Below are 21,366 nucleotides of genomic sequence, written 5' to 3'. Positions count from 1 at the left end.
GGCCCCGTCGCCGCGGGTCAGCAGGTGTTGGGGTGCGGGAAGTCCAGCACGAGCCGCTCGGGCGAGTGCAGGACGGAGGTGTTGTAGGCCGGCTTGGTGTCGAAGGCGGCGCCGAAGGTCACGTACCCCTCGTAGTCGCCGGTCATGGCCATGCCCTTGAGCTTGCTGAGGTAGATCTTCTGGAGCCTGGGCCCCTGGTAGACGTTCTGGCCCGCGTCGTCGTGCCCGGCCGCGGGGTGCAGGCGGATCTCCAGGAAGTACTTCCCGGCCAGCGGTACGGGCTGGCCGGACCCGTCGTAGACGAGCTCGGACACGGGAGTGACGGTGACCGGGGGCACGTAGCCCTGGAGGTCGATCACGAGCCGGTCGTAGGTGCAGTGCCCGCCCCAGCGGGCATTGACGACGAGCGGCGTCTGGGTGCGGGTGGTCGTGGTGGCGGCGGAAGCCGGCGACGCGGAGAGCGCGAGCCCGGCGGTGAGCAGGGCACCCGTGGCGAGGGCCACGATCCGGCGGCGGTGCGGGTGACGCATGATGTCTCCCCGGTTCCGTGAGACGGGGACTGCATGTCATCTGATATGACACCGCCGGAACGCGCGCGGTTCCACGCGCGCCGCCTCAGTACGCGAGCAGCGCGCTCAGCTGGGCGTCCAGGTCGTAGTGGCGCCGCTCCTGCCCGCGCGGCACCAGCTCCGTCATCCGCCGGCACAGCTCGCGCACGTCCTTGGCGCGGGCGGAGACCACGCAGCTCTGCTCGCCGTTGCCGAAACCGAGCAGGACGCGCGGCTCCGAGCCGCTCCAGCGCGGCCACACCTGTATGTCGCCCTCGCCGGTGACGGCGGTCTGGCCGTCGAGCAGCAGCTCCCGCGAGAACACCCAGCGGGCGAGGTGCGTCCCGGCGCCCCGGAAGTCGACGGCCACCTCGTACGGGCGGTCCGTGCGGTAGACGAAGCGGCCGGTCAGGGGGACGGACAGGGGGGCTGCTTCCAGCCGCAGCGGCAGGAGTCTCTGTTCGGTGATGGTGGCCATCGGCGGCTGCCTCTCCTCGCGCGCGGGGTCTTCCCGCGCCCCTACCGGCACGCTATCCCCGGCCCGGGGGCGCACCGCGGGGCCGAAGGTCCCGAGCCGCCGGGCCGCACGGCCTCTTTTCGGCCACGGGGTACGCGAAGGGCCCGCCCTCCGGGGGGAGGGCGGGCCCGGTTCGACGCCCCGGGTGCCGGCGGCGCCGGCCGTACTCGGCGGATCAGATCAGCACTCGATGACGTTGACCGCGAGGCCGCCGCGCGCCGTCTCCTTGTACTTGATCTTCATGTCGGCGCCGGTCTCCTTCATGGTCTTGATGACCTTGTCGAGGGAGACCTTGTGGCTGCCGTCCCCGCGCATCGCCATCTTCGCGGCGGTGACGGCCTTGACGGCAGCCATGCCGTTGCGCTCGATGCAGGGGATCTGGACCAGGCCGCCGACCGGGTCGCAGGTCAGGCCGAGGTTGTGCTCCATGCCGATCTCCGCGGCGTTCTCGACCTGCTCGGGGGTGCCGCCCAGCACCTCGGCGAGGGCGCCCGCCGCCATCGAGCAGGCGGAGCCCACCTCGCCCTGGCAGCCGACCTCGGCGCCGGAGATCGAGGCGTTCTCCTTGAACAGCATGCCGATCGCGCCCGCGGCGAGGAGGAAGCGCACCACGCCGTCCTCGTCGGCGCCGGGCACGAAGTTCACGTAGTAGTGCAGGACGGCCGGCAGGACGCCCGCCGCGCCGTTCGTGGGGGCGGTCACCACGCGCCCGCCCGCCGCGTTCTCCTCGTTGACCGCCATCGCGTAGATCGTCGTCCACTCGCTGCGGTGCATCATCGGGTCGCCCTCGGTGCGCAGCTGGCGCGCCGTGGACGCGGCGCGGCGCTTGACGCGCAGGCCGCCCGGGAGGATGCCCTCGCGGGACATGCCGCGCGAGACGCAGGACTGCATGACCCGCCAGATCTCCAGCAGGCCCTCGCGGATCTCCTCCTCGGTGCGCCAGGCCTTCTCGTTCTCCAGCATCAGGGAGGAGATCGACAGGCCCGTCTCGTTCGCCAGGCGCAGCATCTCGTCGCCCGAGCGGAAGGGGTACTTCAGCACCGTGTCGTCGAGCTTGATCCGGTCCTCGCCGACCGCGTCCTCGTCCACGACGAAGCCGCCGCCGACGGAGTAGTACGTCTTCTCCAGCAGCGGGGCGCCGGAGGCGTCGTACGCGAAGAGGGTCATGCCGTTCGCGTGGTAGGGCAGCGAGCGGCGGCGGTGCAGGATCAGCTGGCTCGGCTCGTCGAAGTCGATCTCGTGGGCACCGCCTATTTCCGTGCCCAGCAGCCGCAGCTTGCCGCTCCTGCGGATGCGCTCCACCTCGTCGTCGGCGGTCTCGACGTCCACGGTGCGGGGGGAGTGGCCCTCCAGGCCGAGCAGGACCGCCTTGGGCGTGCCGTGCCCGTGGCCGGTCGCGCCGAGGGAGCCGAAGAGCTCCGCCCGCACGGAGGCGGTCTGGGCGAGGAGGCCGTCCTTCTTCAGCCGCGTCACGAACATGCGGGCCGCGCGCATCGGGCCGACCGTGTGGGAGGAGGACGGGCCGATGCCGATGGAGAAGAGGTCGAAGACGGAGATGGCCACTGGCGGACTCCCTTGTCTGCTCGTGGGGTGGGGAGGGGGCAGGGGTGTGGTGATCAAGGCGGGGGATCTGCGGATTTTGTCCGGTAGACGAGCGTAACGCGTGGAGATGAACGGTTCGCCTCCCGGAAGGGGCCGCGGGACGTGAGCCGGGTCGCGTTCCGGTGTCCGGTCATGGAAAGGGCCCGGCCTTGTGGGAAACAAGGCCGGGCCCCCAGGGGCCGTGCCTAGAGCGACGGGTACAGCGGGAACTTCGCGGCCAGGGCCGAGACGCGGGCCTTGAGGTCGGCGGCGTCGTAGCTCGGCTTCAGCGCCTGCGCGATGATCTCGGCGACCTCGGTGAAGGCCTCGGCGTCGAAACCGCGGGTCGCGAGGGCCGGCGTACCGATCCGCAGACCCGAGGTGACCATCGGGGGCCGCGGGTCGTTCGGGATGGCGTTGCGGTTGACCGTGATGCCGACCTCGTGGAGGCGGTCCTCGGCCTGCTGGCCGTCCAGCTCCGAGTTCCGCAGGTCGACCAGGACCAGGTGCACGTCCGTGCCGCCGGTGAGGACGTCCACGCCCACGGCCTTGACGTCGTCCTGGACCAGGCGGGCGGCGAGGATCTTCGCGCCCTCCAGGGTGCGCTCCTGGCGCTCCTTGAACTCCGGCGAGGCCGCGACCTTGAAGGAGACGGCCTTGGCCGCGATCACGTGCTCCAGCGGGCCGCCCTGCTGACCCGGGAAGACCGCGGAGTTGATCTTCTTGGCCAGCTCCTGCGTCGACAGGATGACGCCGCCGCGCGGACCGCCGAGGGTCTTGTGCGTGGTGGTGGTGACGACGTGGGCGTGCGGCACCGGGTTCGGGTGCAGGCCCGCGGCGACCAGGCCCGCGAAGTGGGCCATGTCGACCATCAGGTACGCGCCGACCTCGTCCGCGATCCGGCGGAACGCGGCGAAGTCCAGCTGGCGCGGGTAGGCGGACCAGCCGGCGACGATCAGCTGCGGCTTGGACTCCTTGGCGAGGCGCTCGACCTCGGCCATGTCGACCTGGCCGGTCTCGTCGACGTGGTACGGGACCACGTTGTAGAGCTTGCCCGAGAAGTTGATCTTCATGCCGTGGGTCAGGTGACCGCCGTGGGCCAGGTTCAGGCCCATGATCGTGTCGCCCGGCTTCAGCAGCGCGAACATCGCGGCGGCGTTGGCCTGCGCACCCGAGTGCGGCTGGACGTTCGCGGCCTCGGCGCCGAACAGCGCCTTGATGCGGTCGATCGCGATCTGCTCGACCACGTCGACGTGCTCGCAGCCGCCGTAGTAGCGGCGGCCCGGGTAGCCCTCGGCGTACTTGTTGGTCAGGACCGAGCCCTGGGCCTCCATGACGGCGACCGGAGCGAAGTTCTCCGACGCGATCATTTCCAGGGTCGACTGCTGGCGCACGAGCTCGGCGTCGACGGCGGCGGCGACGTCGGGGTCGAGCTCGTGGAGGGGGGTGTTCAGAACAGACATTCAGGATCCCCTGGGGTGTCAGTTGTCGGAGTGGGTGAGCGCGGCGTACTCATCGGCGGAGAGCGCGTCCTTCGGCTCCTCCGACAGGCGCACCTTGAACAGCCAGCCACCCTCGAACGGGGCGGAGTTCACCAGCGACGGGTCGTCCACGACGTCCTGGTTGAACTCGGTGATCTCACCGGAGACGGGGGAGTACAGGTCGCTGACCGACTTGGTCGACTCCAGCTCGCCGCAGGTCTCGCCCTCGGTGACGGTGTCGCCGACCTCGGGGAGCTGGGCGTAGACGACGTCACCGAGCGCGTTGGCCGCGAACTCCGTGATGCCGACCGTCGCGACGCCGTCCTCGACGGCCGACAGCCACTCGTGCTCCTTGGTGTAACGCAGCTGCTGGGGGTTGCTCATGACCTGATTCTCCTGGATGCGGGGAGGTGGATACGAACGGTGGTCTTGCTTGCTGAGACGGGAGAGCCCGGTACGAGGGTTACTTCTGCCGCTTGTAGAAGGGCAGGGCCACGACCTCGTACGGCTCATGCGTACCGCGAATGTCCACGCCGACGCCGGAGGTGCCGGGCGCGGCGTGCTCCGCGTCGACGTACGCCATCGCGATCGGCTTGCCCAGCGTCGGGGACGGGGCGCCGGAGGTCACCTCGCCGACGACCTCGCCGCCGGCGACGACCGGGAAGCCGGCGCGCGGGACGCGGCGGCCCTCGGCGACCAGGCCGACCAGCTTCCGCGGCGGCTTGGTGGCGGCGACCTCGGCGGCGGCCTCCAGGGCGGCGCGGCCGACGAAGTCGCCCTCCTTCTCGAACTTCACGACCCGGCCCAGCCCGGCGTCGAAGGGGGTCAGCGCGGTGGTCAGCTCGTGCCCGTACAGCGGCATGCCCGCCTCCAGGCGCAGCGTGTCGCGGCAGGACAGGCCGGCCGGCACCAGACCGGCGCCCTCGCCCGCCTCGGTCAGCGCCTGCCACAGCTCCACGGCGTGCTCGGGGGAGACGAACAGCTCGAAGCCGTCCTCGCCCGTGTAGCCGGTACGGGCGATCAGCGCGGGCACGCCCGCGACGGTGCCCGGCAGGCCCGCGTAGTACTTCAGGCCGTCCAGGTCGGCGTCGGTGAGCGACTTCAGGATGCCGGGGGACTCCGGACCCTGGACGGCGATCAGCGCGTACGCGTCACGGTCGTCGCGGACCTCGGTGTCGAAGCCGGCGGCGCGCTCGGTGAGCGCGTCGAGCACGACCTGCGCGTTGGAGGCGTTGGCGACGACCATGTACTCGGTCTCGCCGAGGCGGTAGACGATCAGGTCGTCCAGGATGCCGCCGTCCTCCTGGCAGATGTGCGTGTACCGGGCGCGGCCGACGCCGACGGTGGAGATGTTCCCGACCAGCGCGTAGTCCAGCGCCTTCACGGCCTCCGGGCCGGTCAGGGTGATCTCGCCCATGTGGGACAGGTCGAACAGGCCGGCCTTGGTGCGCACGGCGGTGTGCTCGTCGCGCTCACTGGCGTAGCGCAGCGGCATGTCCCAGCCCGCGAAGTCGGTCATGGTCGCACCGAGCGAGCGGTGCAGCGCGTCGAGCGCGGTCAGGCGGGGGGCAGTGCTCATGGGTGTGGCTCCCGGGTCCCAGGGCATGACATGACGAGGAGGATCCTCCCCATCTGTCATCGGAACCTGAGAGGTTCGCCGAGAGTTCCCGGAGGGGGAACGCCGACTTGCACCTTGGGTGGAGCACGCGCCTGGCGGCCGTCGGGGACGGACGCGGCGGGGCTCGCTTTTCAGATCTGCCTCATCCACGCGGTACGGGGCCTGAGAGATTCAAGGGAGGTACTTGCTCCTTCGGCGCCCGGGCACGGCCTCGCGGCCTGCCGGGACTCTCCCGCGCGGATTCAAGCGGCCGGTATGCAGTTTGGTGTCCAGATGGCGCACATCATTGCACGGGACGGGCGGGGGAGGGCAGTGGGGCCCGCAAGAACGTGCGGTCCGGACGGGACCGGCCGTCCGCGCTGTGGAACGCCCGGCCGCAACCGGGGCCGTCGGATTACCGTCTCTTTACATTCAGTGGGCATGGGGCCCTCGCGGCCCGATTCGGGGGAGACGATCACTGTGCGGAGACTCGGAGTGGCTACGACGACAGGTGCGGTCGGCGCGGTTCCGGAGCAGCGGAGCACCGCCCGGCCCGCGGCGGCCGGCGGCCCCGGCCCCGTCCGCGACCTGCGCGGACAGCCCGCGCGGCCGCACCGGCTGAGCTACGCCGCCGGGGACATCGTGGTGGTGTCCGGGCTGCCCGGCGGCGGCAAGAGCACCCTGATCAAGCGGGCCGCCGAAGCCGCCATCGACTCGCAGGACACCCGCGAGCGCTGGGAGCGCCGCATGCCGTCCGGCCTGCCGTACGCGGTGTACCGGCCGCTGGTCCGCGCCGCGCACTACGGGGGGCTGTGGCGCGAGCTGCGCTCCGGCGCCTCTGTGGTGGTCCACGACTGCGGCACCCAGCCGTGGGTGCGGGGCCTGCTGGCCGCCGTCGCGCGGCGGCGGGGGCGGGCGCTGCACCTGCTGCTGCTGGACAGCACCCCCGACGAGGCCCTGTCCGGGCAGGAGGCCCGCGGCCGTCGGGTGTCGGCGTACGCGTTCGCCCGGCACCGGGGGGCGGTGGCCCGCCTCCTGCGCTCCGCGGAAGCCGGCCGGGCCCCGCGCGGCTGCGCCTCGGTCACGCTCCTGGACCGCCCTTCGGCCGCCGCCGTGACCCGGATCGCCTTCGACGCCTGACGCGGTCCCGCCGTGCGCGCCGCGGCCTGCTGCGCCGCTGCGCGGAGCCGTCCCCGCGCCCGGCACGGGCCCGGCCGGCGGACGGAACGGCAGCGGGGGGCGCGCCGTGAAACCGCCCCCGCACCCCCACGCGTCACAGAGGCGGCGGCACCCCCGCCCACCGCCGGAGGCCACGGTAGCCTCGGGGCGACATCGGCGCGGACACAGGGAGAGCAGGCGCACATGCAAGGCAACGGCTGGCCGGCGAACGAGTTGGAGCAGGTACTCGGGGCGGCGCTCGGCCAGGCGGACGCCGGCCCGCGGATCATGGACGCGCTCGGCCGCAGCCAGGTCTGGGTGCCGCTCCCCCAGGGCGGCGGGCCCGACAGCGCCTCCCTCGACCTCCCCACGATGCTGATCGACGGCGCGGCGTACGTCCCCGTCTACAGCTCGGAGGCCCAGTTCCGCTTCGCCGCCGGCCCCGCCATGGACTTCGCGGTGGCCCCCGCCGTCGAGTTCGCCCGCGGCCTGCCCCCGCAGCTCGGCATCGCCCTGAATCCCGAGGGCGCCGTCGGGGTCCCGCTGCCCCCGGCCGCCGTCGCGGAGCTGTGCCGCACCGGCCGGACCGAGCTCGACGGGCCGGCCACCGGCGGCCGCGTCCGGCTCTTCGAGCCCGACTGGCAGGACGACCCGGTCGACTTCCTCGCCGCCGCCACCGAGGAGTTCCGGGCCACCGGAGCCGTCGCGGCCGCCCACCGCTGCCTCGCCAGCGTCGAGGGCGGCGACCCCCAGCTCTTCATCGGTGTCCGGCTGGTGGGATGGGATCCCGAGTCGCGGAACGCCCCGCTGGAGGCGCTCGGCCGCGCCCTGGCCCGCGTACCGGCGCCCTGGCCGGTGCAGTTGATCCTGCTGGACGCCGCCGAGGACCCGGTCACGGAGTGGATTCGTGAGCGCGTACGCCCCTTCTACCTCCCGTAGCGCCGCTTAAGCTGGTCGGGACGTGTGGACGACGGGCGGACGAAGACGAAGAGGGGTACCGGGTGAGTGCGTCAGGCACGGCCGCGGCCGGGCAGGTCGAGCACATGCTGCGCCAGGTGACTCCCGGGCGCTATGAGGGCTATGAGTCATTCCTGCACGCCCTCGCCGAGGGCAGGCTGTGGATGCTGCTGTGGCAGGGGCAGCCGGGCTCGCCGGACGCCCAGTACGGCGGCATGGAGGTCGAGGGGCTGGGCTACGCCCCCTGCGTGACCTCCCCGCAGGAGCTGGCCGCGAGCGGCTGGAACCGCGGCTACGAGGTGGTGACGGGCCGGGACATCGCCCGCGCCCTCTACCCGGACCGCTGGGGGCTGTGGGTCAACCCGCACGCCCAGGGCGGCGGCCTCGGCATCCCCTGGGCAGACCTGCGCCGCGTCGCGACCGGCCTGGACCGGATGCCGGCGGGGCCGCTGCGGCTGTCCGAGCCGGCCCTGGAGCTCCCGCAGTTCTACGGGCTGCTGACCCAGCACGCGCACCGCACGCCGGCCGTGAGGTCGCTGCGGCGCGCCTGGGTGCAGCCCTCGCTCGGGTCCGCCTACCTCGCGGTGGGGCTCGACCTGTACGACGCCTCGGCGCCCGCGCTGGAATCCGTACGGGAGATGATGCGCCAGTCGGTCGGCGCGGTGCCCGAGGGCGTTCCGGTGTGCACGGTCGCGCTCGCGGACGAGCACGATCCGGTGGCCATGTGGCTGCGTGCGCAGACCCGGCCCTTCTACGACCGCGAGGGGCAGGCCGCCGCCTACTGACCCCCTCCGGGGGTTCCGGGGACGTTTTCCCCGAGCTCCCTACAGGGATTTCCGGGGTGCGCCCGCACCCTGAGACGACCCTGTCCGACGGACATCCGGCCGCCGGGAACCACGGTTCCCGGCGGCCTTCGCCTTGTCCGGATATCACCCCAGGTGGGCGTCCAATTGGCGCACTCCTCCCCGGAGTTCGCCGTGATGTCCGTTTGCGTACCGAACGGACGGTCTTGCTCCGCTGAGCCGTGAGCGGAGTCCGGATAACGGGAACCAGGGCGTCAGATCACGGTTGCGCATCCATTCATCTGCGGGTCTGGCGGCTGGTCGAGCGCCCGATGAAGACTCCCCACCCAAGAGCCGGTCAGTCCTCCAGGGCGCGGTTCGGCACGTGGACTTCGCCGCTCGTCCCGACACGGCGCTTCCGCACTTCCCGCACCTCATCTGCACCGCACCGCACGCACCGCACCCTGCTCCACCCACAGCACGGCCGCACTGCCAGCACAGCCAGTACCTCGCACCTCGTACGCGTTCACGTGCCCCGAGCACTGGAGCGCCACTCCGCACCAACGCCGCCACAGCGGCGGGCATGGGCCGACCCACCCGTCGGCCGAGAGGGGTCCCCACCACGATGACGGCACCACTGCACGACACGAGCGCGGAAACACCCGCACCCGTGTCCGTAGCCGACGTCCCTGCCAAGGCCATCGAAGGCCGCTCGCCCGGCCGCATCGCCTGGATGCGGCTCAAGCGCGACAAGGTCGCGCTGACCGGCGGCGTGATCGTGATCCTCCTGATCCTGGTGGCGGTCTTCGCGCCGCTGATCGTGAACCTGCTGGGCCACGACCCCAACGAGTTCCACGAGGACATGATCGATCCGGACCTGGGCACGCCGCTCGGCTCCTTCGGCGGCATCAGCTCCGACTTCCTGCTGGGCGTCGAACCCACCAACGGACGCGACGTGTTCAGCCGGATCGTCTACGGCGCCCGCATCTCGCTGGTCGTCGCCTTCCTGGCGGCCTTCGTCTCGGTCGTCCTCGGCAGCCTCCTGGGCGCCCTGGCAGGCTTCCTCGGCGGCTGGGTGGACGGCGTCATCAGCCGCCTGATGGACCTGCTGCTGGCCTTCCCCCAGCTGCTGTTCACCATCGCCCTGGTCTCCGTGGTCCCCAACTCCGTGTGGGGGTTCGAGGGTTCGGGCGTCCGGATGGGCGTGCTCATCCTCGTCATCGGCTTCTTCGGCTGGCCGTACATCGGCCGCATCGTCCGGGGCCAGACGATCTCCCTGCGCGAACGCGAGTACGTCGAGGCCGCGCGCAGCCTCGGAGCGGGCCGCGGCTACATCCTCCTCAAGGAGCTGCTGCCGAACCTGGTCGCGCCGATCCTCGTCTACGCAACGCTGATCATCCCGACCAACATCCTGACCGAAGCGGCCCTCAGCTTCCTGGGTGCCGGCGTCAAGCCGCCCACCGCTTCCTGGGGAAAGATGCTCTCCGACGCCGTCCCCATCTACCAGGACGACCCCATGTACATGGTGGTTCCCGGTATGACGATCTTCATCACCGTCCTGGCGTTCAACCTCTTCGGGGACGGGCTGCGTGACGCACTCGACCCCAAGGGCAGCTGAACCGCTTCTTCGATTCACCACCTATGGAGGTTGGACAACCGTGACCCGCAGAAAGCAGGCCCTCGCGATCACCGCCGTGATCGCCGCGCTCTCGATGACCGCCGCGTGCGGTGGTACCGAGAACAAGAAGGACGACAAGGCCGACGGCGACAGCGGCAAGGGCTACAGCGGTGCCGCCACCGCCGTGATCAACCCTTCGGACGCCAAGGGCGGCGAGCTCAAGCTCTGGTCCCCGCAGGACGTCGACTACCTCGACCCGGCGCGCGCCTACTACGGCTTCGTCTGGAACATGCAGCGGCTCTACGTCCGCAGCCTGCTGGCCTACGACGCCAAGCCGGGCAAGGACGGCACGAAGGTCGTCCCCGACCTCGCCGAGGCCCTGCCGGTCATCAGCAACGACGGCAAGACCTACACCCTGAAGCTCAAGGACGGGGTGAAGTTCGAGGACGGTACGCCGATCACCTCGAAGGACATCAAGTACGGCGTCGAGCGCGTCTTCGCGCAGGACGTGCTGTCCGGCGGTCCGACCTACCTGATCGACCTCCTGGACCAGGGCCAGAAGTACCCCGGCCCGTACAAGGACACCGACCCGAACAAGATGGGTCTGAAGACGGTCGAGACGCCGGACGACAAGACGATCGTCTTCAACCTGGCGAGCGCGAACTCGGACTTCAGCTACCTGCTGGCCATGCCGTCCTCCTCGCCGGTCCCGGCGGGCAAGGACACGGGCGCCACGTACACCAACAAGCCGATCTCGACCGGCCCCTACAAGGTCGAGAGCTTCACCGCCGGCAAGGGCGCGACCTTCGTCCGCAACGAGAACTGGGACCCGAAGACGGACCCGATCCGCAAGGGTCTGCCGGACAAGGTCTCCTTCACGGTCACCACCAACCCGGACGACATGGACCAGCGCCTGCTCTCGGGCGACATCGACATGGCCGTCGACGGCACCGGTGTCCAGCAGGCCGCGAAGAACAAGATCCTCAAGGACGACAAGCTCAAGGCCAACGCGGACAACCCGTTCACGGGCTACATCCGCTACTTCGCCTTCCCGCAGACGGTCGCGCCGTTCGACAACATCGAGTGCCGCAAGGCCGTCATCTACGCGGCCGACCCGAAGTCGCTCCAGACCGCCCGCGGCGGCCCGACCAGCGGTGACCTCGGCGCGAACATGCTGCCGGCCGGTGTCCCCGGTTCGGACAAGGCGTACGACCCCTTCGGCCTGACGAAGGGCAAGCCGCAGGAGGCCAAGGCCAAGGAGGCCCTCAAGGCCTGTGGCAAGCCCGACGGCTTCGAGACCGTCATCGCCGTGCGCAACAACCGCGCCCCCGAGGTGAAGACGGCCGAGTCCCTCCAGGCCTCGCTCGCCAAGGTCGGCATCAAGGCGACGATCGACCAGTTCGACGGCAAGCTCTCCTCCTCCACGATCGGTTCGCCCGAGAACGTGAAGAAGAAGGGCTACGGCATCATCGTCATGGGCTGGGGCGCCGACTACAACTCCGGCGCGGGCTTCCTGCAGCCGCTGGTCGACGGATCGTTCATCCTGCCGAACGGCAACAACAACTACACCGAGGTCAACGACAGCGAGATCAACGGCCTGTTCGACAAGGCCGCTGCCGCCGCCACCCCGGAGGCCGCCGCCCCGTTCTACGGGGAGATCAACAAGAAGGTCATGGACAAGGCGCTCTACCTGCCGATCAACTTCGACAAGGCGCTCGTCTACCACAACCCGCGCCTGACGAACGTCTTCTTCAACGAGTCCTTCGGCAAGATCGACCTCGCCACCGTGGGCATCAAGCAGTAGTAGCAGAGCAGCAGGACCAGCAGGCTGCCCGGCGATGAGCCGGGCAGCCGGGCAGCCCGGCCGACCGCCGGGCACGCAACAGCAACTCAGCACGTAAGTAAGTGCCTTCACCGCACATGCGCTAGTCCGAAGGGCAGGTGAAGGCCGCAGGCGCTGGCCGCCGCCCCCACGAGGGGTGGCGGCCAACAGCCCCGGGCGGCCGACTGCAGTGCTCGTCTACCTCATACGGCGGCTGTTCAACGTCGCCGCCACGCTGCTGGTGGTCTCCGTGGTCACCTTCGGCATCTTCTTCGCGGTCCCGAAGCTGACCGGCAGCGATCCCGCGCTCATGTACGCAGGCCGGGAGACCAACGAGACCGCCCTGGCGGGCATCCGCGTGAAGATGGGCTTCGACAAGCCCATCTCCGAGCAGTACCTGCTCTTCGTCAAGGGCATCTTCGCCGGCCGCGACTACGACGGCGGCACCGACATCACCCACTGTGCGGCCCCCTGCTTCGGCTACTCCTTCAAGACCGAGGCACCCGTCTGGGAAACCATGATGGACCGCATCCCCGTCACCCTCTCGCTCGCCCTCGGGGCGGCCGTGATCTGGGTGATCGCCGGCGTGGCCACGGGCGTGGTCTCCGCACTCAAACGCCGCACCGCCATCGACCGCACCGTCATGGTCGGCGCGCTCGCCGGCGTCTCCCTGCCGATCTTCTTCACCGGCATGGTGGCCCCCGCGATCTTCGTCTACAGCCTCGGCTGGCTGGACGTCTCCAACTACCAGCCCCTGACCGAGGATCCGCTGGCCTGGCTCAACAGCATGATCCTGCCCTGGGTCACCCTGGCCTTCCTCTTCGCCGCGACCTACGCCCGCATCACCCGGGCGACCATGCTGGAGGTCATGGGCGAGGACTACATCCGCACCGCCCGCGCCAAGGGCCTCAAGGAGGGCGTGGTCATCCGCAAGCACGCCCTGCGCTCCACGCTCACCCCGGTCGTCACCATGTTCGGCCTGGACCTCGGCGGCCTCCTCGGCGGCGCGGTGCTCACCGAGACCACCTTCAACTTCCAGGGCCTGGGCACGGCCGCCGTGGCCGCGATCAGCGCCGGCGACCTCCCCGTGATCATGGGGGTCACCCTGCTCGCCGCGCTCTTCGTGGTCATGGCGAACCTGATCGTGGACCTGCTGTACGCCGTCATCGACCCGCGCGTGAGGCTGACGTGACCAAGAACGATTCCGACCAGCCGGCCTTCGTGCCCGAGCAGGGCGGCGCGCGCGACGCGGCCCCCTTCCTCTCCGTGCGCGACCTCAAGGTCCACTTCCCGACCGACGACGGCCTGGTCAAGTCCGTCGACGGCCTGACCTTCGACCTGGAGCGCGGCAAGACCCTCGGCATCGTCGGCGAGTCCGGCTCCGGCAAGTCGGTGACCTCGCTGGCCATCATGGGCCTGCACCGCACCGGCAACGCGCGCAGCCGCCCGAACATCTCGGGCGAGGTGGTGCTCGACGGCGAGGAGCTCGTCAGCGCCGACGCCGACCACGTACGCCGGCTGCGCGGCCGCAAGATGGCGATGGTCTTCCAGGACCCGCTGTCCGCGATGCACCCGTACTACTCGGTCGGCAAGCAGATCGTCGAGGCGTACCGGACCCACCACGACGTCGACAAGAAGAAGGCCCGCGCCCGCGCCGTCGAGATGCTCGACCGCGTCGGCATCCCGGAGCCCCACCGGCGCGTGGACGCGTACCCCCACGAGTTCTCCGGCGGCATGCGCCAGCGCGCGATGATCGCGATGGCGCTGGTCAACAACCCCGAGCTGCTCATCGCGGACGAGCCGACCACCGCCCTGGACGTCACCGTCCAGGCGCAGATCCTCGACCTGATCCGCGACCTGCAGAAGGAGTTCGGCTCCGCGGTCATCATGATCACGCACGACCTCGGCGTGGTCGCCGAGATGGCCGACGAGATCCTCGTGATGTACGGCGGCCGGTGCGTCGAGCGCGGCACCGCCGAGAAGGTCTTCTACGAGCCCCGCCACCCCTACACCTGGGGACTGCTCGGCTCCATGCCGCGCATCGACCGCGACCAGACCGAGCGCCTGATCCCGGTCAAGGGCTCGCCGCCCAGCCTCATCAACATCCCGAGCGGCTGCGCGTTCAACCCCCGGTGCCCCTACGCCGACCTGCCCAAGGGGGGCATCACCCGCACCCAGCGGCCCGAGCTGACCCAGGACGACAGCCGGCACTGGTCCGCCTGCCACATGTCGCAGGAGGAGCGGACCCGGATCTGGACCGAAGAGATTGCGCCGAAGCTGTGACGGACATGAAGAAGGACACCGCCGCCCAGGACTCGGCGACGGCCGTCGCCGAGGCGGAGCCGCTGCTGAAGGTCACCGGCCTGGTCAAGCACTTCCCCATCAGCAAGGGGCTGCTGCGCCGCCAGACCGCCGCCGTCAAGGCCGTCGACGGGATCGACTTCGACGTCCGGCGGGGTGAGACCCTCGGCGTCGTCGGCGAGTCCGGCTGCGGCAAGTCGACGATGGGCCGCCTCATCACGCGGCTGCTGGAGCCGAGCAGCGGGCGCATCGAGTTCGAGGGCAAGGACATCACCCACCTCGGCGTGGCCGGCATGCGCCCGCTGCGCCGCGACGTGCAGATGATCTTCCAGGACCCGTACGGCTCGCTGAACCCGCGGCACACGGTCGGCGCGATCGTCTCGGCCCCCTTCAAGCTCCAGGGCGTCACGCCCGAGGGCGGCGTCAAGAAGGAGGTCCAGCGCCTCCTCTCGCTCGTCGGCCTGAACCCGGAGCACTACAACCGCTATCCGCACGAGTTCTCCGGCGGCCAGCGCCAGCGCATCGGCATCGCCCGCGCCCTGGCGCTGAAGCCGAAGCTGGTCGTCGCGGACGAGCCGGTGTCGGCGCTGGACGTGTCGATCCAGGCGCAGGTCGTGAACCTGCTGGACGACCTCCAGCAGGAGCTCGGGCTGACGTACGTGATCATCGCGCACGACCTGTCGGTCATCCGGCACGTCTCGGACCGCATCGCGGTGATGTACCTCGGCAAGATCGTGGAGCTGGCGGACCGCAAGTCGCTGTACGAGTCCCCGATGCACCCGTACACGAACGCCCTGCTGTCCGCCGTCCCCGTACCGGACCCGAGGCGGCGCGGGGTGAAGAGCGGCCGCATCCTGCTCAAGGGCGACGTCCCCTCGCCGATCTCCCCGCCGGCCGGCTGCCGCTTCCACACGCGGTGCTGGAAGGCGACGGAGCTCTGCGCGAAGCAGGACCCGCCGCTGCTCACGATCAAGCCGGGCCACCAGACGGCCTGCCACCACCCGGAGAACGCCCCCGAGGCCGCCCCTGCCTCTTCCTGACGGGACTCCCAGGCCTCGATCGCCGGCGGGGCTGAAGATCAGCCCCGCCGGCGATCGAGGCGCGGGGTCGGGGGCGGAGCCCCCGGGGACGGTGGAAGGGCGGGCAGGGGACCGGCTCCGCGCAGCGGCACCCGCGGCGGCGCAACGACGGGGGACACCACCGCCCCGCCGCCAGGCGACAATGGCCTGGTGCTCCACGATCTCTTCCCGCCCGGCATCCAGCACGCCCTGGACCTCGCGGGCATCTTCGTCTTCGCCACCGCCGGCGCCCTCCTCGCGGTCCGCAAGAACTTCGACGTCTTCGGCATCTGCGTCCTCGCCCTCGTCACCGCCCTCGGCGGCGGCCTCCTGCGGGACCTCTGCATCGGCGCCGTCCCGCCCGCGGCCTTCAGCGAACTCAGCTTCTTCGTCACCCCCCTGATCGCCGCCGCGCTCGTCTTCTTCCTCCACCCCGAGGTCCAGCGCATCAACCGCGCCATCAACGTCTTCGACGCCGCCGGCCTCGGGCTGTTCTGCGTCACCGGCACGACCAAGGCCTACGAGTACGGCCTCGGCCTGACCGCCTCCGCCGCGCTGGGGCTGGCCACGGCCGTCGGCGGCGGCGTGCTGCGCGACGTCCTCGCCAACGAGGTGCCCTCGCTGCTGCGCGACCGCGAGATGTACGCCGTCCCGGCCGTCGTCGGCGCCGCGATGGTGGCCGTGTTCATCGGCTTCGAGGTCCTCAACCCGGTGACCACCGGCATCGCCATCGTCACCACCTTCGTGCTGCGCCTGCTCGCGATGCGCTACCACTGGCGGGCCCCGCTGGCCTGGAACCGACGCTCCTCGGTGGCCGAAGAGCCGTAGGCCGGCCCCGGCAAAGAAAAGCTACCGCTTAGTAGCTTGTCGGTGTACCGTCGTCGGCATGTCTTACGCAGCGGCCAAGGCCTCCATCGGCGACAGCGAATTCGACCGCGACACCGCCATCACCGCCCGCGCGGGCGAGCCCGGGGTGTACGACGCGGAGCTGTCCGCCGGGTGGACGATCATCACCGCCGTCAACGGCGGCTACCTGCTGGCCCTGGTCGGCCGGGCCCTCGCGGCGGCCCTGCCGCACCCGGACCCCTTCACCGTGTCCGCCCACTACCTGACCTCCTCCGTGCCCGGCCCCGCCGTGATCCGCACCGAGGTGGTCCGCGTCGGCCGCACGCTCTCCACGGGCCAGGCCTCGCTGTTCCAGTACGACGAGAACGGCGCCGAGATCGAGCGCATCCGCGTCCTCGCCTCGTACGGGGACCTGACCGCCCTCCCCGACGCCGTGCACACGGTGGCGCGGCCGCCGGCCATCCCGGCGTACGAGGACTGCTTCGGCGCCGAGGCCGGCCCGGCCCCGATCCCCGGCAGCAGCGCGATCGTCGACCGGCTCCGGCTCCGCCTGGACCCGGCGACCGCGGGCTGGGCGGTCGGCGCCCCCTCCGGCAAGGGGGAGATGCGGGCCTGGTTCGAGCTGGCCGACGGCCGCGACGCCGATCCGCTGTCGCTGCTGCTCGCGGTGGACGCGCTGCCGCCGACCGCCTTCGACCTCGGACTGCTGGGCTGGGCCCCGACGGTGGAACTCACCACCCACATCCGGTGCCGCCCCGCCCCGGGGCCGCTGCGGGTGGGCATCGTCACCCGCAACCTCGCCGGGGGCTTCCTGGAGGAGGACGCCGAGGTCTGGGACTCCGCGGACCGCCTGGTGGCCCAGTCCCGCCAACTGGCCCGCGCCCCGCGTTAGGCCCTCGCGCGGAGCCCCCGCAAGGGTCCGGGCGGGGCCCGGGGAACGGTGGAAGGGCGGGCAGGGGACCGGCCCCGCGCAGCGGACCCCGGCCCCGCGCAGCGGCACCGCACACCGGGACGGTGGTCGGACCAAGGACCCCCGGGCGGGACCCGGCGCGGCGGCGGGCTCGTAGAATCAAAAAATCATGGCCTACCTCGACCACGCCGCGACCACGCCGATGCTCCCGGAAGCCGCTGCGGCGATGACCGCACAGTTCGCCGCCACCGGTAACGCGTCCTCCCTGCACGCCGCCGGCCGCCGTGCCCGCCGTACCGTCGAGGAGGCCCGCGAGTCCCTCGCCGAGGCGCTCGGCGCGCGCCCGAGCGAGGTGGTCTTCACCGCCGGCGGCACCGAGGCCGACAACCTCGCCGTCAAGGGCCTCTACTGGGCCCGCCGCGACGCCGACCCGGCCCGCAGGCGGGTCCTCGCCAGTCCCGTCGAGCACCACGCCGTCCTCGACGCCGTGCACTGGCTCGCCGAGCACGAAGGGGCCGAGGTCGAGTACCTCCCCGTCGACCGCTACGGCCGCGTGCGCCCCGAGGACTTCCGGGCGGCCGTCGAGCGCAACCCCGACGACCTCGCCCTCGCCACCGTGATGTGGGCCAACAACGAGATCGGCACCGTCATGCCGGTCCGCGAACTGGCCGCCGTCGCGCGGGAGTTCGCCGTGCCCCTGCACTCCGACGCCGTCCAGGCCTTCGGGCAGCTCGACGTCCGCTTCGGGGACAGCGGCCTCGCCGCCATGACCGTGAGCGGCCACAAGGTCGGCGGCCCCTACGGGATCGGCGCGCTGCTGCTGGGCCGTGACCAGACCCCCGTCCCCGTCCTGCACGGCGGCGGCCAGGAGCGGCACGTCCGCTCCGGCACCCTCGACGTGCCGGCCATCGCCGCCTTCGCGGTGGCGGCCGTACTCGCCGCCGAGCGGCGGGAGCGGTTCGCGGCCGAGGTCGGCGCCCTGCGCGACGAGCTGATCGCGGCCGTGCTGGCAGCCGTCCCCGACGCCGTCCTCGGCGGCGACCCGGTGGACCGGCTGCCGGCCAACGCCCACTTCAGCTTCCCCGGCTGCGAGGGCGACTCGCTCCTCCTGCTGCTGGACGCGCAGGGCATCGAGTGCTCCACCGGCTCCGCCTGCACCGCGGGGGTCGCCCAGCCCAGCCACGTCCTGCTGGCGGCGGGAACGGACCCGCGGCTGGCCCGCGGCACCCTGCGGTTCTCCCTGGGGCACACCTCCACCAAGGAGGACGTCGCCGCGGTCGCCGCCGCGATCGGCCCCGCCGTGGAACGCGCCCGCAGCGCCGGTCTCAGCTAGCGGCCGCCGTCCCGAGCTCCTGGCGGACCATGCGGACGTAGCGGTCCCAGTCCCAGTGCGGGCCGGGGTCCGTGTGGTCGGCGCCCGGGACCTCGTCGTGGCCCACGATGTGCTTGCGGTCCGCCGGTATGCCGTACCTCCGGCAGACATCGGCGGCCAGCCGGGCCGAGGCCGCGTACATGGCGTCCGTGAAGTCCCTGGGCCGGTCGACGAAGCCCACGTGCTCGATGCCGACGCTGCGCTCGTTCATGTCCCGGTTCGCCGCGTGGAAGGCCACGTCCAGCTCGCGCACCATCTGCTCCACATGGCCGTCCTGGCGCACTATGTAGTGCGCCGACGCCTTGTGCCACGGGTTCTTGAAGGCGTCGACGGAGGACTCGAAGCCGCCCTGGGTGACATGGACGACGATCCGGTCCACCCGGTAGTCGTCGGGCCGGTCCGCGAGCCGCCAGTTCGCCGGCGAGGCCGCCGTCCAGCTCGCGCCCGCGTAGTCGAGCTCGCCCTCCTTGCGCGGCTTGGACACCCCCGGCAGCAGCCACCAGGCCCGCCCGATCTCGTCCCGGGCCGCGAAGCCCGCCGCCGCGAGGACCCCCAGCCCGCCCAGCAGCACCGCCCGCCGGGTCCGGCGCGGCCCCTTCTCCACCTGCTCGGTCATGTGATCCACCCCCCACAGCCGATAACGCGCTGTGACCTCGCCCGGTTCCCCGTACCCTGGACGGTGCTATGACTGAGAACCTGCCGCGCACCGCCCGCCCCCTCCGCGTCCTGGCCGCCATGTCCGGAGGTGTGGACTCCGCCGTCGCCGCCGCCCGCGCCGTCGAAGCCGGGCACGACGTCACCGGGGTCCACCTGGCGCTCTCCGCGAACCCCCAGTCCTTCCGGACCGGCGCCCGTGGCTGCTGCACCATCGAGGACTCCCGCGACGCCCGCCGCGCCGCCGACGTCATCGGCATCCCCTTCTACTGCTGGGACCTCGCCGAGCGCTTCCGCGAGGACGTCGTGGAGGACTTCATCGCCGAGTACGAGGCCGGGCGCACCCCGAACCCCTGCCTGCGCTGCAACGAGAAGATCAAGTTCGCGGCGCTGCTCGACAAGGCCCTCGCCCTCGGCTTCGACGCCGTCTGCACCGGCCACTACGCCACCGTCGTCGAGAACGCAGACGGCTCCCGCGAGCTGCACCGCGCCTCCGACATGGCCAAGGACCAGTCGTACGTCCTCGGCGTCCTCGACGAGAAGCAGCTGGCCCACGCCCTCTTCCCGCTCGGCGACACGATCACCACCAAGGACGAGATCCGCGCCGAGGCCGAGCGGCGGGGCCTGGCCGTCGCGAAGAAGCCCGACAGCCACGACATCTGCTTCATCGCCGACGGCGACACCCAGGGCTTCCTCGCCCAGCGCCTCGGCAAGGCCGAGGGCGACATCGTCGACGGGGCCACCGGTGAGAAGGTCGGCACCCACGAGGGCGCCTACGGCTTCACCATCGGCCAGCGCAAGGGCCTGCGGATCGGCCACCCGGCCCCCGACGGCAAGCCCCGCTACGTCCTCGACATCTCCCCGGTGAACAACACCGTCACCGTCGGCCCCGTCGAGGCCCTCGACGTCACCGCCCTCACCGCGATCCGCCCCCGCTGGTGCGGTTCCACGCCCGCCGCCCCGGGCACCTACACCGCGCAGCTGCGCGCCCACGGCGGCGAGACCGAGGTCTTCGCCGAGGTCGTGGACGGCGAGCTGCGCGTCACCTTCACCGAGCCGGTCCGCGGCGTGGCTCCCGGCCAGGCGATCGTCCTCTACGACGACACCCGCGTGGTCGGCTCCGCCACCATCGCGACGACGACCCGGGCGGCGGCCACCGCCACCGCTTAGGCCCGGATCCGCCGGACACCCCCTAGGCGACCGTCAGGACGATCTTGCCGGTGGTGCGGCCCCGCTCGCCGATCTCGTGCGCCTTCGAGGCCTCCGCGAGAGGCAGGACCGTGTCCACCAGCGGCTTCAGCGCGCCGGCGTCGGCCAGTGCGGCGATCTCGCGCAGCCCCAGCCGGTCCGGCTCGACCAGCACCCAGTCGGCACGGAAGCCGCGGGTGTCCGCCGGGACGTCGTCCGGGCCAGGCAGGGTGACCAGCCGGCCGCCCTCGCGGAGCACCGACAGGGATCGTTCGGCGACCTCGCCGCCGAGGCCGTCCAGGACCACGTCCACGTCCGGGACCACGTCCTCGAACGCCACGGCGCGGTAGTCGACCACCTCGTCGGCGCCCAGCGAGCGCAGCAGCTCGTGCTTGCCGGCGCTGGCCGTGCCGATCACGTACGCCCCGCGCGCCTTGGCGATCTGCACCGCCAGGTGCCCGACCCCACCGGCGGCGGCGTGCACGAGGACCCGCTCGCCCGGACGCACGTCCGCGGTGTCCACCAGCGCCTGCCAGGCGGTCAGCGCGGCCAGCGGCAGCGCCGCGGCCTCCACGTGGCTCAGCGAGGCGGGCTTGGCCGCCAGCTGCCGGGCCGGGGCGACCACGTACTCCGCGTATCCGCCGGCCTGCCGCGGGAAGAGCGGCATGCCGTACACCTCGTCACCCGGCCGGAAGACGGTCGTGCCGGGACCGACGGCCTCGACGGTGCCGGACACGTCCCAGCCCACGATCGGGGTCTCGCCCCAGGCGATCAGGGCACCGCTGGCCCGCGTCTTCCAGTCGACCGGATTGACGCCGGCCGCGTGGACGCGGACGAGGACCTCGCCCAGCCCGGGCTCGGGCCGCTCGACGTCCCGCTCGACGAGGGTCTCGGGGCCGCCCCACTCGTTCACGACGATCGCACGCATCTCTACTGCCTCTTTCCGACTGATTCCGTACTTTTCCGGGCGCTGCCC

20 protein-coding genes and 1 riboswitch are annotated in these 21,366 nt (G+C 71.7%); of the genes, 12 read left to right on the top strand and 8 right to left on the bottom strand.

Annotated features, from left to right (window positions below; genetic code table 11):
- Nucleotides 1–17: 17 nt before the first annotated feature.
- From ACZ597_RS01260 to gcvT, 6 genes are all read right to left on the bottom strand, one after another.
- A complete protein-coding gene (locus ACZ597_RS01260) occupies nucleotides 18–530 on the bottom strand; it encodes an AMIN-like domain-containing (lipo)protein (RefSeq protein ID WP_471323374.1) in 513 nt (170 codons plus the stop codon).
- Nucleotides 531–615: 85 nt separating this feature from the next.
- Nucleotides 616–1,026: an SsgA family sporulation/cell division regulator gene (locus ACZ597_RS01255; protein WP_471323371.1), complete on the bottom strand. Its 411-nt coding sequence runs from the start codon at nucleotides 1,024–1,026 to the stop codon at nucleotides 616–618.
- A gap of 219 nt (nucleotides 1,027–1,245) precedes the next feature.
- Nucleotides 1,246–2,628 (bottom strand): L-serine ammonia-lyase, encoded by a 1,383-nt coding sequence (locus tag ACZ597_RS01250; RefSeq protein ID WP_471323368.1) that lies wholly within the window; start codon nucleotides 2,626–2,628, stop codon nucleotides 1,246–1,248.
- 224 nt (nucleotides 2,629–2,852) lie between these two features.
- Nucleotides 2,853–4,109 carry a serine hydroxymethyltransferase gene (gene glyA / locus ACZ597_RS01245; protein WP_469110995.1) on the bottom strand — a complete coding sequence of 419 codons (1,257 nt, stop codon included), beginning with the start codon at nucleotides 4,107–4,109 and terminating at the stop codon, nucleotides 2,853–2,855.
- A gap of 18 nt (nucleotides 4,110–4,127) precedes the next feature.
- Nucleotides 4,128–4,511 carry a glycine cleavage system protein GcvH gene (gene gcvH, locus ACZ597_RS01240; RefSeq protein WP_125816127.1) on the bottom strand — a complete coding sequence of 128 codons (384 nt, stop codon included), beginning with the start codon at nucleotides 4,509–4,511 and terminating at the stop codon, nucleotides 4,128–4,130.
- A 79-nt stretch (nucleotides 4,512–4,590) separates the two neighbouring features.
- Nucleotides 4,591–5,706 (bottom strand): glycine cleavage system aminomethyltransferase GcvT, encoded by a 1,116-nt coding sequence (gene gcvT / locus ACZ597_RS01235; protein WP_471323364.1) that lies wholly within the window; start codon nucleotides 5,704–5,706, stop codon nucleotides 4,591–4,593.
- Between the two features lie 180 nt (nucleotides 5,707–5,886).
- Nucleotides 5,887–5,990, bottom strand: a riboswitch (glycine riboswitch).
- Between the two features lie 175 nt (nucleotides 5,991–6,165).
- Between gcvT and ACZ597_RS01230 the strand changes: the two genes are divergently transcribed.
- From ACZ597_RS01230 to ACZ597_RS01180, 11 genes are all read left to right on the top strand, one after another.
- Nucleotides 6,166–6,864 (top strand): AAA family ATPase, encoded by a 699-nt coding sequence (locus tag ACZ597_RS01230; protein ID WP_471323361.1) that lies wholly within the window; start codon nucleotides 6,166–6,168, stop codon nucleotides 6,862–6,864.
- Nucleotides 6,865–7,086: 222 nt separating this feature from the next.
- Nucleotides 7,087–7,821: an enhanced serine sensitivity protein SseB gene (locus ACZ597_RS01225; protein ID WP_471323359.1), complete on the top strand. Its 735-nt coding sequence runs from the start codon at nucleotides 7,087–7,089 to the stop codon at nucleotides 7,819–7,821.
- A 62-nt stretch (nucleotides 7,822–7,883) separates the two neighbouring features.
- A complete protein-coding gene (locus ACZ597_RS01220) occupies nucleotides 7,884–8,624 on the top strand; it encodes an enhanced serine sensitivity protein SseB C-terminal domain-containing protein (protein ID WP_405978493.1) in 741 nt (246 codons plus the stop codon).
- Between the two features lie 622 nt (nucleotides 8,625–9,246).
- A complete protein-coding gene (locus tag ACZ597_RS01215) occupies nucleotides 9,247–10,239 on the top strand; it encodes an ABC transporter permease (protein ID WP_471323357.1) in 993 nt (330 codons plus the stop codon).
- 94 nt (nucleotides 10,240–10,333) lie between these two features.
- On the top strand, nucleotides 10,334–12,043 hold the full coding sequence (locus ACZ597_RS01210; RefSeq protein WP_471325063.1) for an ABC transporter substrate-binding protein: 1,710 nt from the start codon (nucleotides 10,334–10,336) through the stop codon (nucleotides 12,041–12,043).
- A 208-nt stretch (nucleotides 12,044–12,251) separates the two neighbouring features.
- On the top strand, nucleotides 12,252–13,253 hold the full coding sequence (locus ACZ597_RS01205) for an ABC transporter permease (RefSeq protein WP_471325060.1): 1,002 nt from the start codon (nucleotides 12,252–12,254) through the stop codon (nucleotides 13,251–13,253).
- 29 nt (nucleotides 13,254–13,282) lie between these two features.
- A complete protein-coding gene (locus ACZ597_RS01200) occupies nucleotides 13,283–14,344 on the top strand; it encodes an ABC transporter ATP-binding protein (RefSeq protein ID WP_471325057.1) in 1,062 nt (353 codons plus the stop codon).
- Between the two features lie 5 nt (nucleotides 14,345–14,349).
- Nucleotides 14,350–15,402 (top strand): ABC transporter ATP-binding protein, encoded by a 1,053-nt coding sequence (locus ACZ597_RS01195; protein WP_471323354.1) that lies wholly within the window; start codon nucleotides 14,350–14,352, stop codon nucleotides 15,400–15,402.
- A 189-nt stretch (nucleotides 15,403–15,591) separates the two neighbouring features.
- Nucleotides 15,592–16,248 carry a trimeric intracellular cation channel family protein gene (locus ACZ597_RS01190; protein ID WP_471323352.1) on the top strand — a complete coding sequence of 219 codons (657 nt, stop codon included), beginning with the start codon at nucleotides 15,592–15,594 and terminating at the stop codon, nucleotides 16,246–16,248.
- 58 nt (nucleotides 16,249–16,306) lie between these two features.
- Entirely contained in the window at nucleotides 16,307–17,158 is an 852-nt protein-coding gene (locus tag ACZ597_RS01185; protein ID WP_471323349.1) for a thioesterase family protein, read from the top strand.
- Between the two features lie 187 nt (nucleotides 17,159–17,345).
- Nucleotides 17,346–18,509, top strand: coding sequence for a cysteine desulfurase family protein (locus tag ACZ597_RS01180; protein WP_471323346.1), 1,164 nt, complete (start codon nucleotides 17,346–17,348; stop codon nucleotides 18,507–18,509).
- Here the strand turns inward: ACZ597_RS01180 and ACZ597_RS01175 are convergent.
- On the bottom strand, nucleotides 18,502–19,164 hold the full coding sequence (locus ACZ597_RS01175; protein WP_471323343.1) for an N-acetylmuramoyl-L-alanine amidase: 663 nt from the start codon (nucleotides 19,162–19,164) through the stop codon (nucleotides 18,502–18,504). The two genes, ACZ597_RS01180 and ACZ597_RS01175, sit on opposite strands and share 8 nt — an antisense overlap.
- A gap of 68 nt (nucleotides 19,165–19,232) precedes the next feature.
- On the opposite strand from ACZ597_RS01175, the gene mnmA reads away from it, so the two are divergent.
- On the top strand, nucleotides 19,233–20,372 hold the full coding sequence (gene mnmA / locus ACZ597_RS01170) for a tRNA 2-thiouridine(34) synthase MnmA (RefSeq protein WP_471323341.1): 1,140 nt from the start codon (nucleotides 19,233–19,235) through the stop codon (nucleotides 20,370–20,372).
- Between the two features lie 22 nt (nucleotides 20,373–20,394).
- Here mnmA and ACZ597_RS01165 read toward each other — a convergent pair whose 3' ends face one another.
- Nucleotides 20,395–21,318: an NADP-dependent oxidoreductase gene (locus tag ACZ597_RS01165; protein WP_471323338.1), complete on the bottom strand. Its 924-nt coding sequence runs from the start codon at nucleotides 21,316–21,318 to the stop codon at nucleotides 20,395–20,397.
- Nucleotides 21,319–21,366 lie beyond the last annotated feature (48 nt).

Source organism: Streptomyces sp. NPDC040718, from assembly GCF_055593565.1.
This window is presented reverse-complemented; position numbering and strand designations above follow the sequence as displayed.

Excerpts from the sequence above, each read along its gene's own strand:
- ACZ597_RS01260 (WP_471323374.1), bottom strand. The coding sequence starts at position 530 with ATGCGTCACCCGCACCGCCGCCGGATCGTGGCCCTCGCCACGGGTGCC.
- ACZ597_RS01255 (WP_471323371.1), bottom strand. The coding sequence starts at position 1,026 with ATGGCCACCATCACCGAACAGAGACTCCTGCCGCTGCGGCTGGAAGCA.
- glyA (WP_469110995.1), bottom strand. The coding sequence starts at position 4,109 with ATGTCTGTTCTGAACACCCCCCTCCACGAGCTCGACCCCGACGTCGCC.
- gcvH (WP_125816127.1), bottom strand. The coding sequence starts at position 4,511 with ATGAGCAACCCCCAGCAGCTGCGTTACACCAAGGAGCACGAGTGGCTG.
- gcvT (WP_471323364.1), bottom strand. The coding sequence starts at position 5,706 with ATGAGCACTGCCCCCCGCCTGACCGCGCTCGACGCGCTGCACCGCTCG.
- ACZ597_RS01230 (WP_471323361.1), top strand. The coding sequence starts at position 6,166 with ATGGGGCCCTCGCGGCCCGATTCGGGGGAGACGATCACTGTGCGGAGA.
- ACZ597_RS01225 (WP_471323359.1), top strand. The coding sequence starts at position 7,087 with ATGCAAGGCAACGGCTGGCCGGCGAACGAGTTGGAGCAGGTACTCGGG.
- ACZ597_RS01215 (WP_471323357.1), top strand. The coding sequence starts at position 9,247 with ATGACGGCACCACTGCACGACACGAGCGCGGAAACACCCGCACCCGTG.
- ACZ597_RS01210 (WP_471325063.1), top strand. The coding sequence starts at position 10,334 with ATGACCGCCGCGTGCGGTGGTACCGAGAACAAGAAGGACGACAAGGCC.
- ACZ597_RS01195 (WP_471323354.1), top strand. The coding sequence starts at position 14,350 with ATGAAGAAGGACACCGCCGCCCAGGACTCGGCGACGGCCGTCGCCGAG.
- ACZ597_RS01185 (WP_471323349.1), top strand. The coding sequence starts at position 16,307 with ATGTCTTACGCAGCGGCCAAGGCCTCCATCGGCGACAGCGAATTCGAC.
- ACZ597_RS01180 (WP_471323346.1), top strand. The coding sequence starts at position 17,346 with ATGGCCTACCTCGACCACGCCGCGACCACGCCGATGCTCCCGGAAGCC.
- ACZ597_RS01175 (WP_471323343.1), bottom strand. The coding sequence starts at position 19,164 with ATGACCGAGCAGGTGGAGAAGGGGCCGCGCCGGACCCGGCGGGCGGTG.
- mnmA (WP_471323341.1), top strand. The coding sequence starts at position 19,233 with ATGACTGAGAACCTGCCGCGCACCGCCCGCCCCCTCCGCGTCCTGGCC.
- ACZ597_RS01165 (WP_471323338.1), bottom strand. The coding sequence starts at position 21,318 with ATGCGTGCGATCGTCGTGAACGAGTGGGGCGGCCCCGAGACCCTCGTC.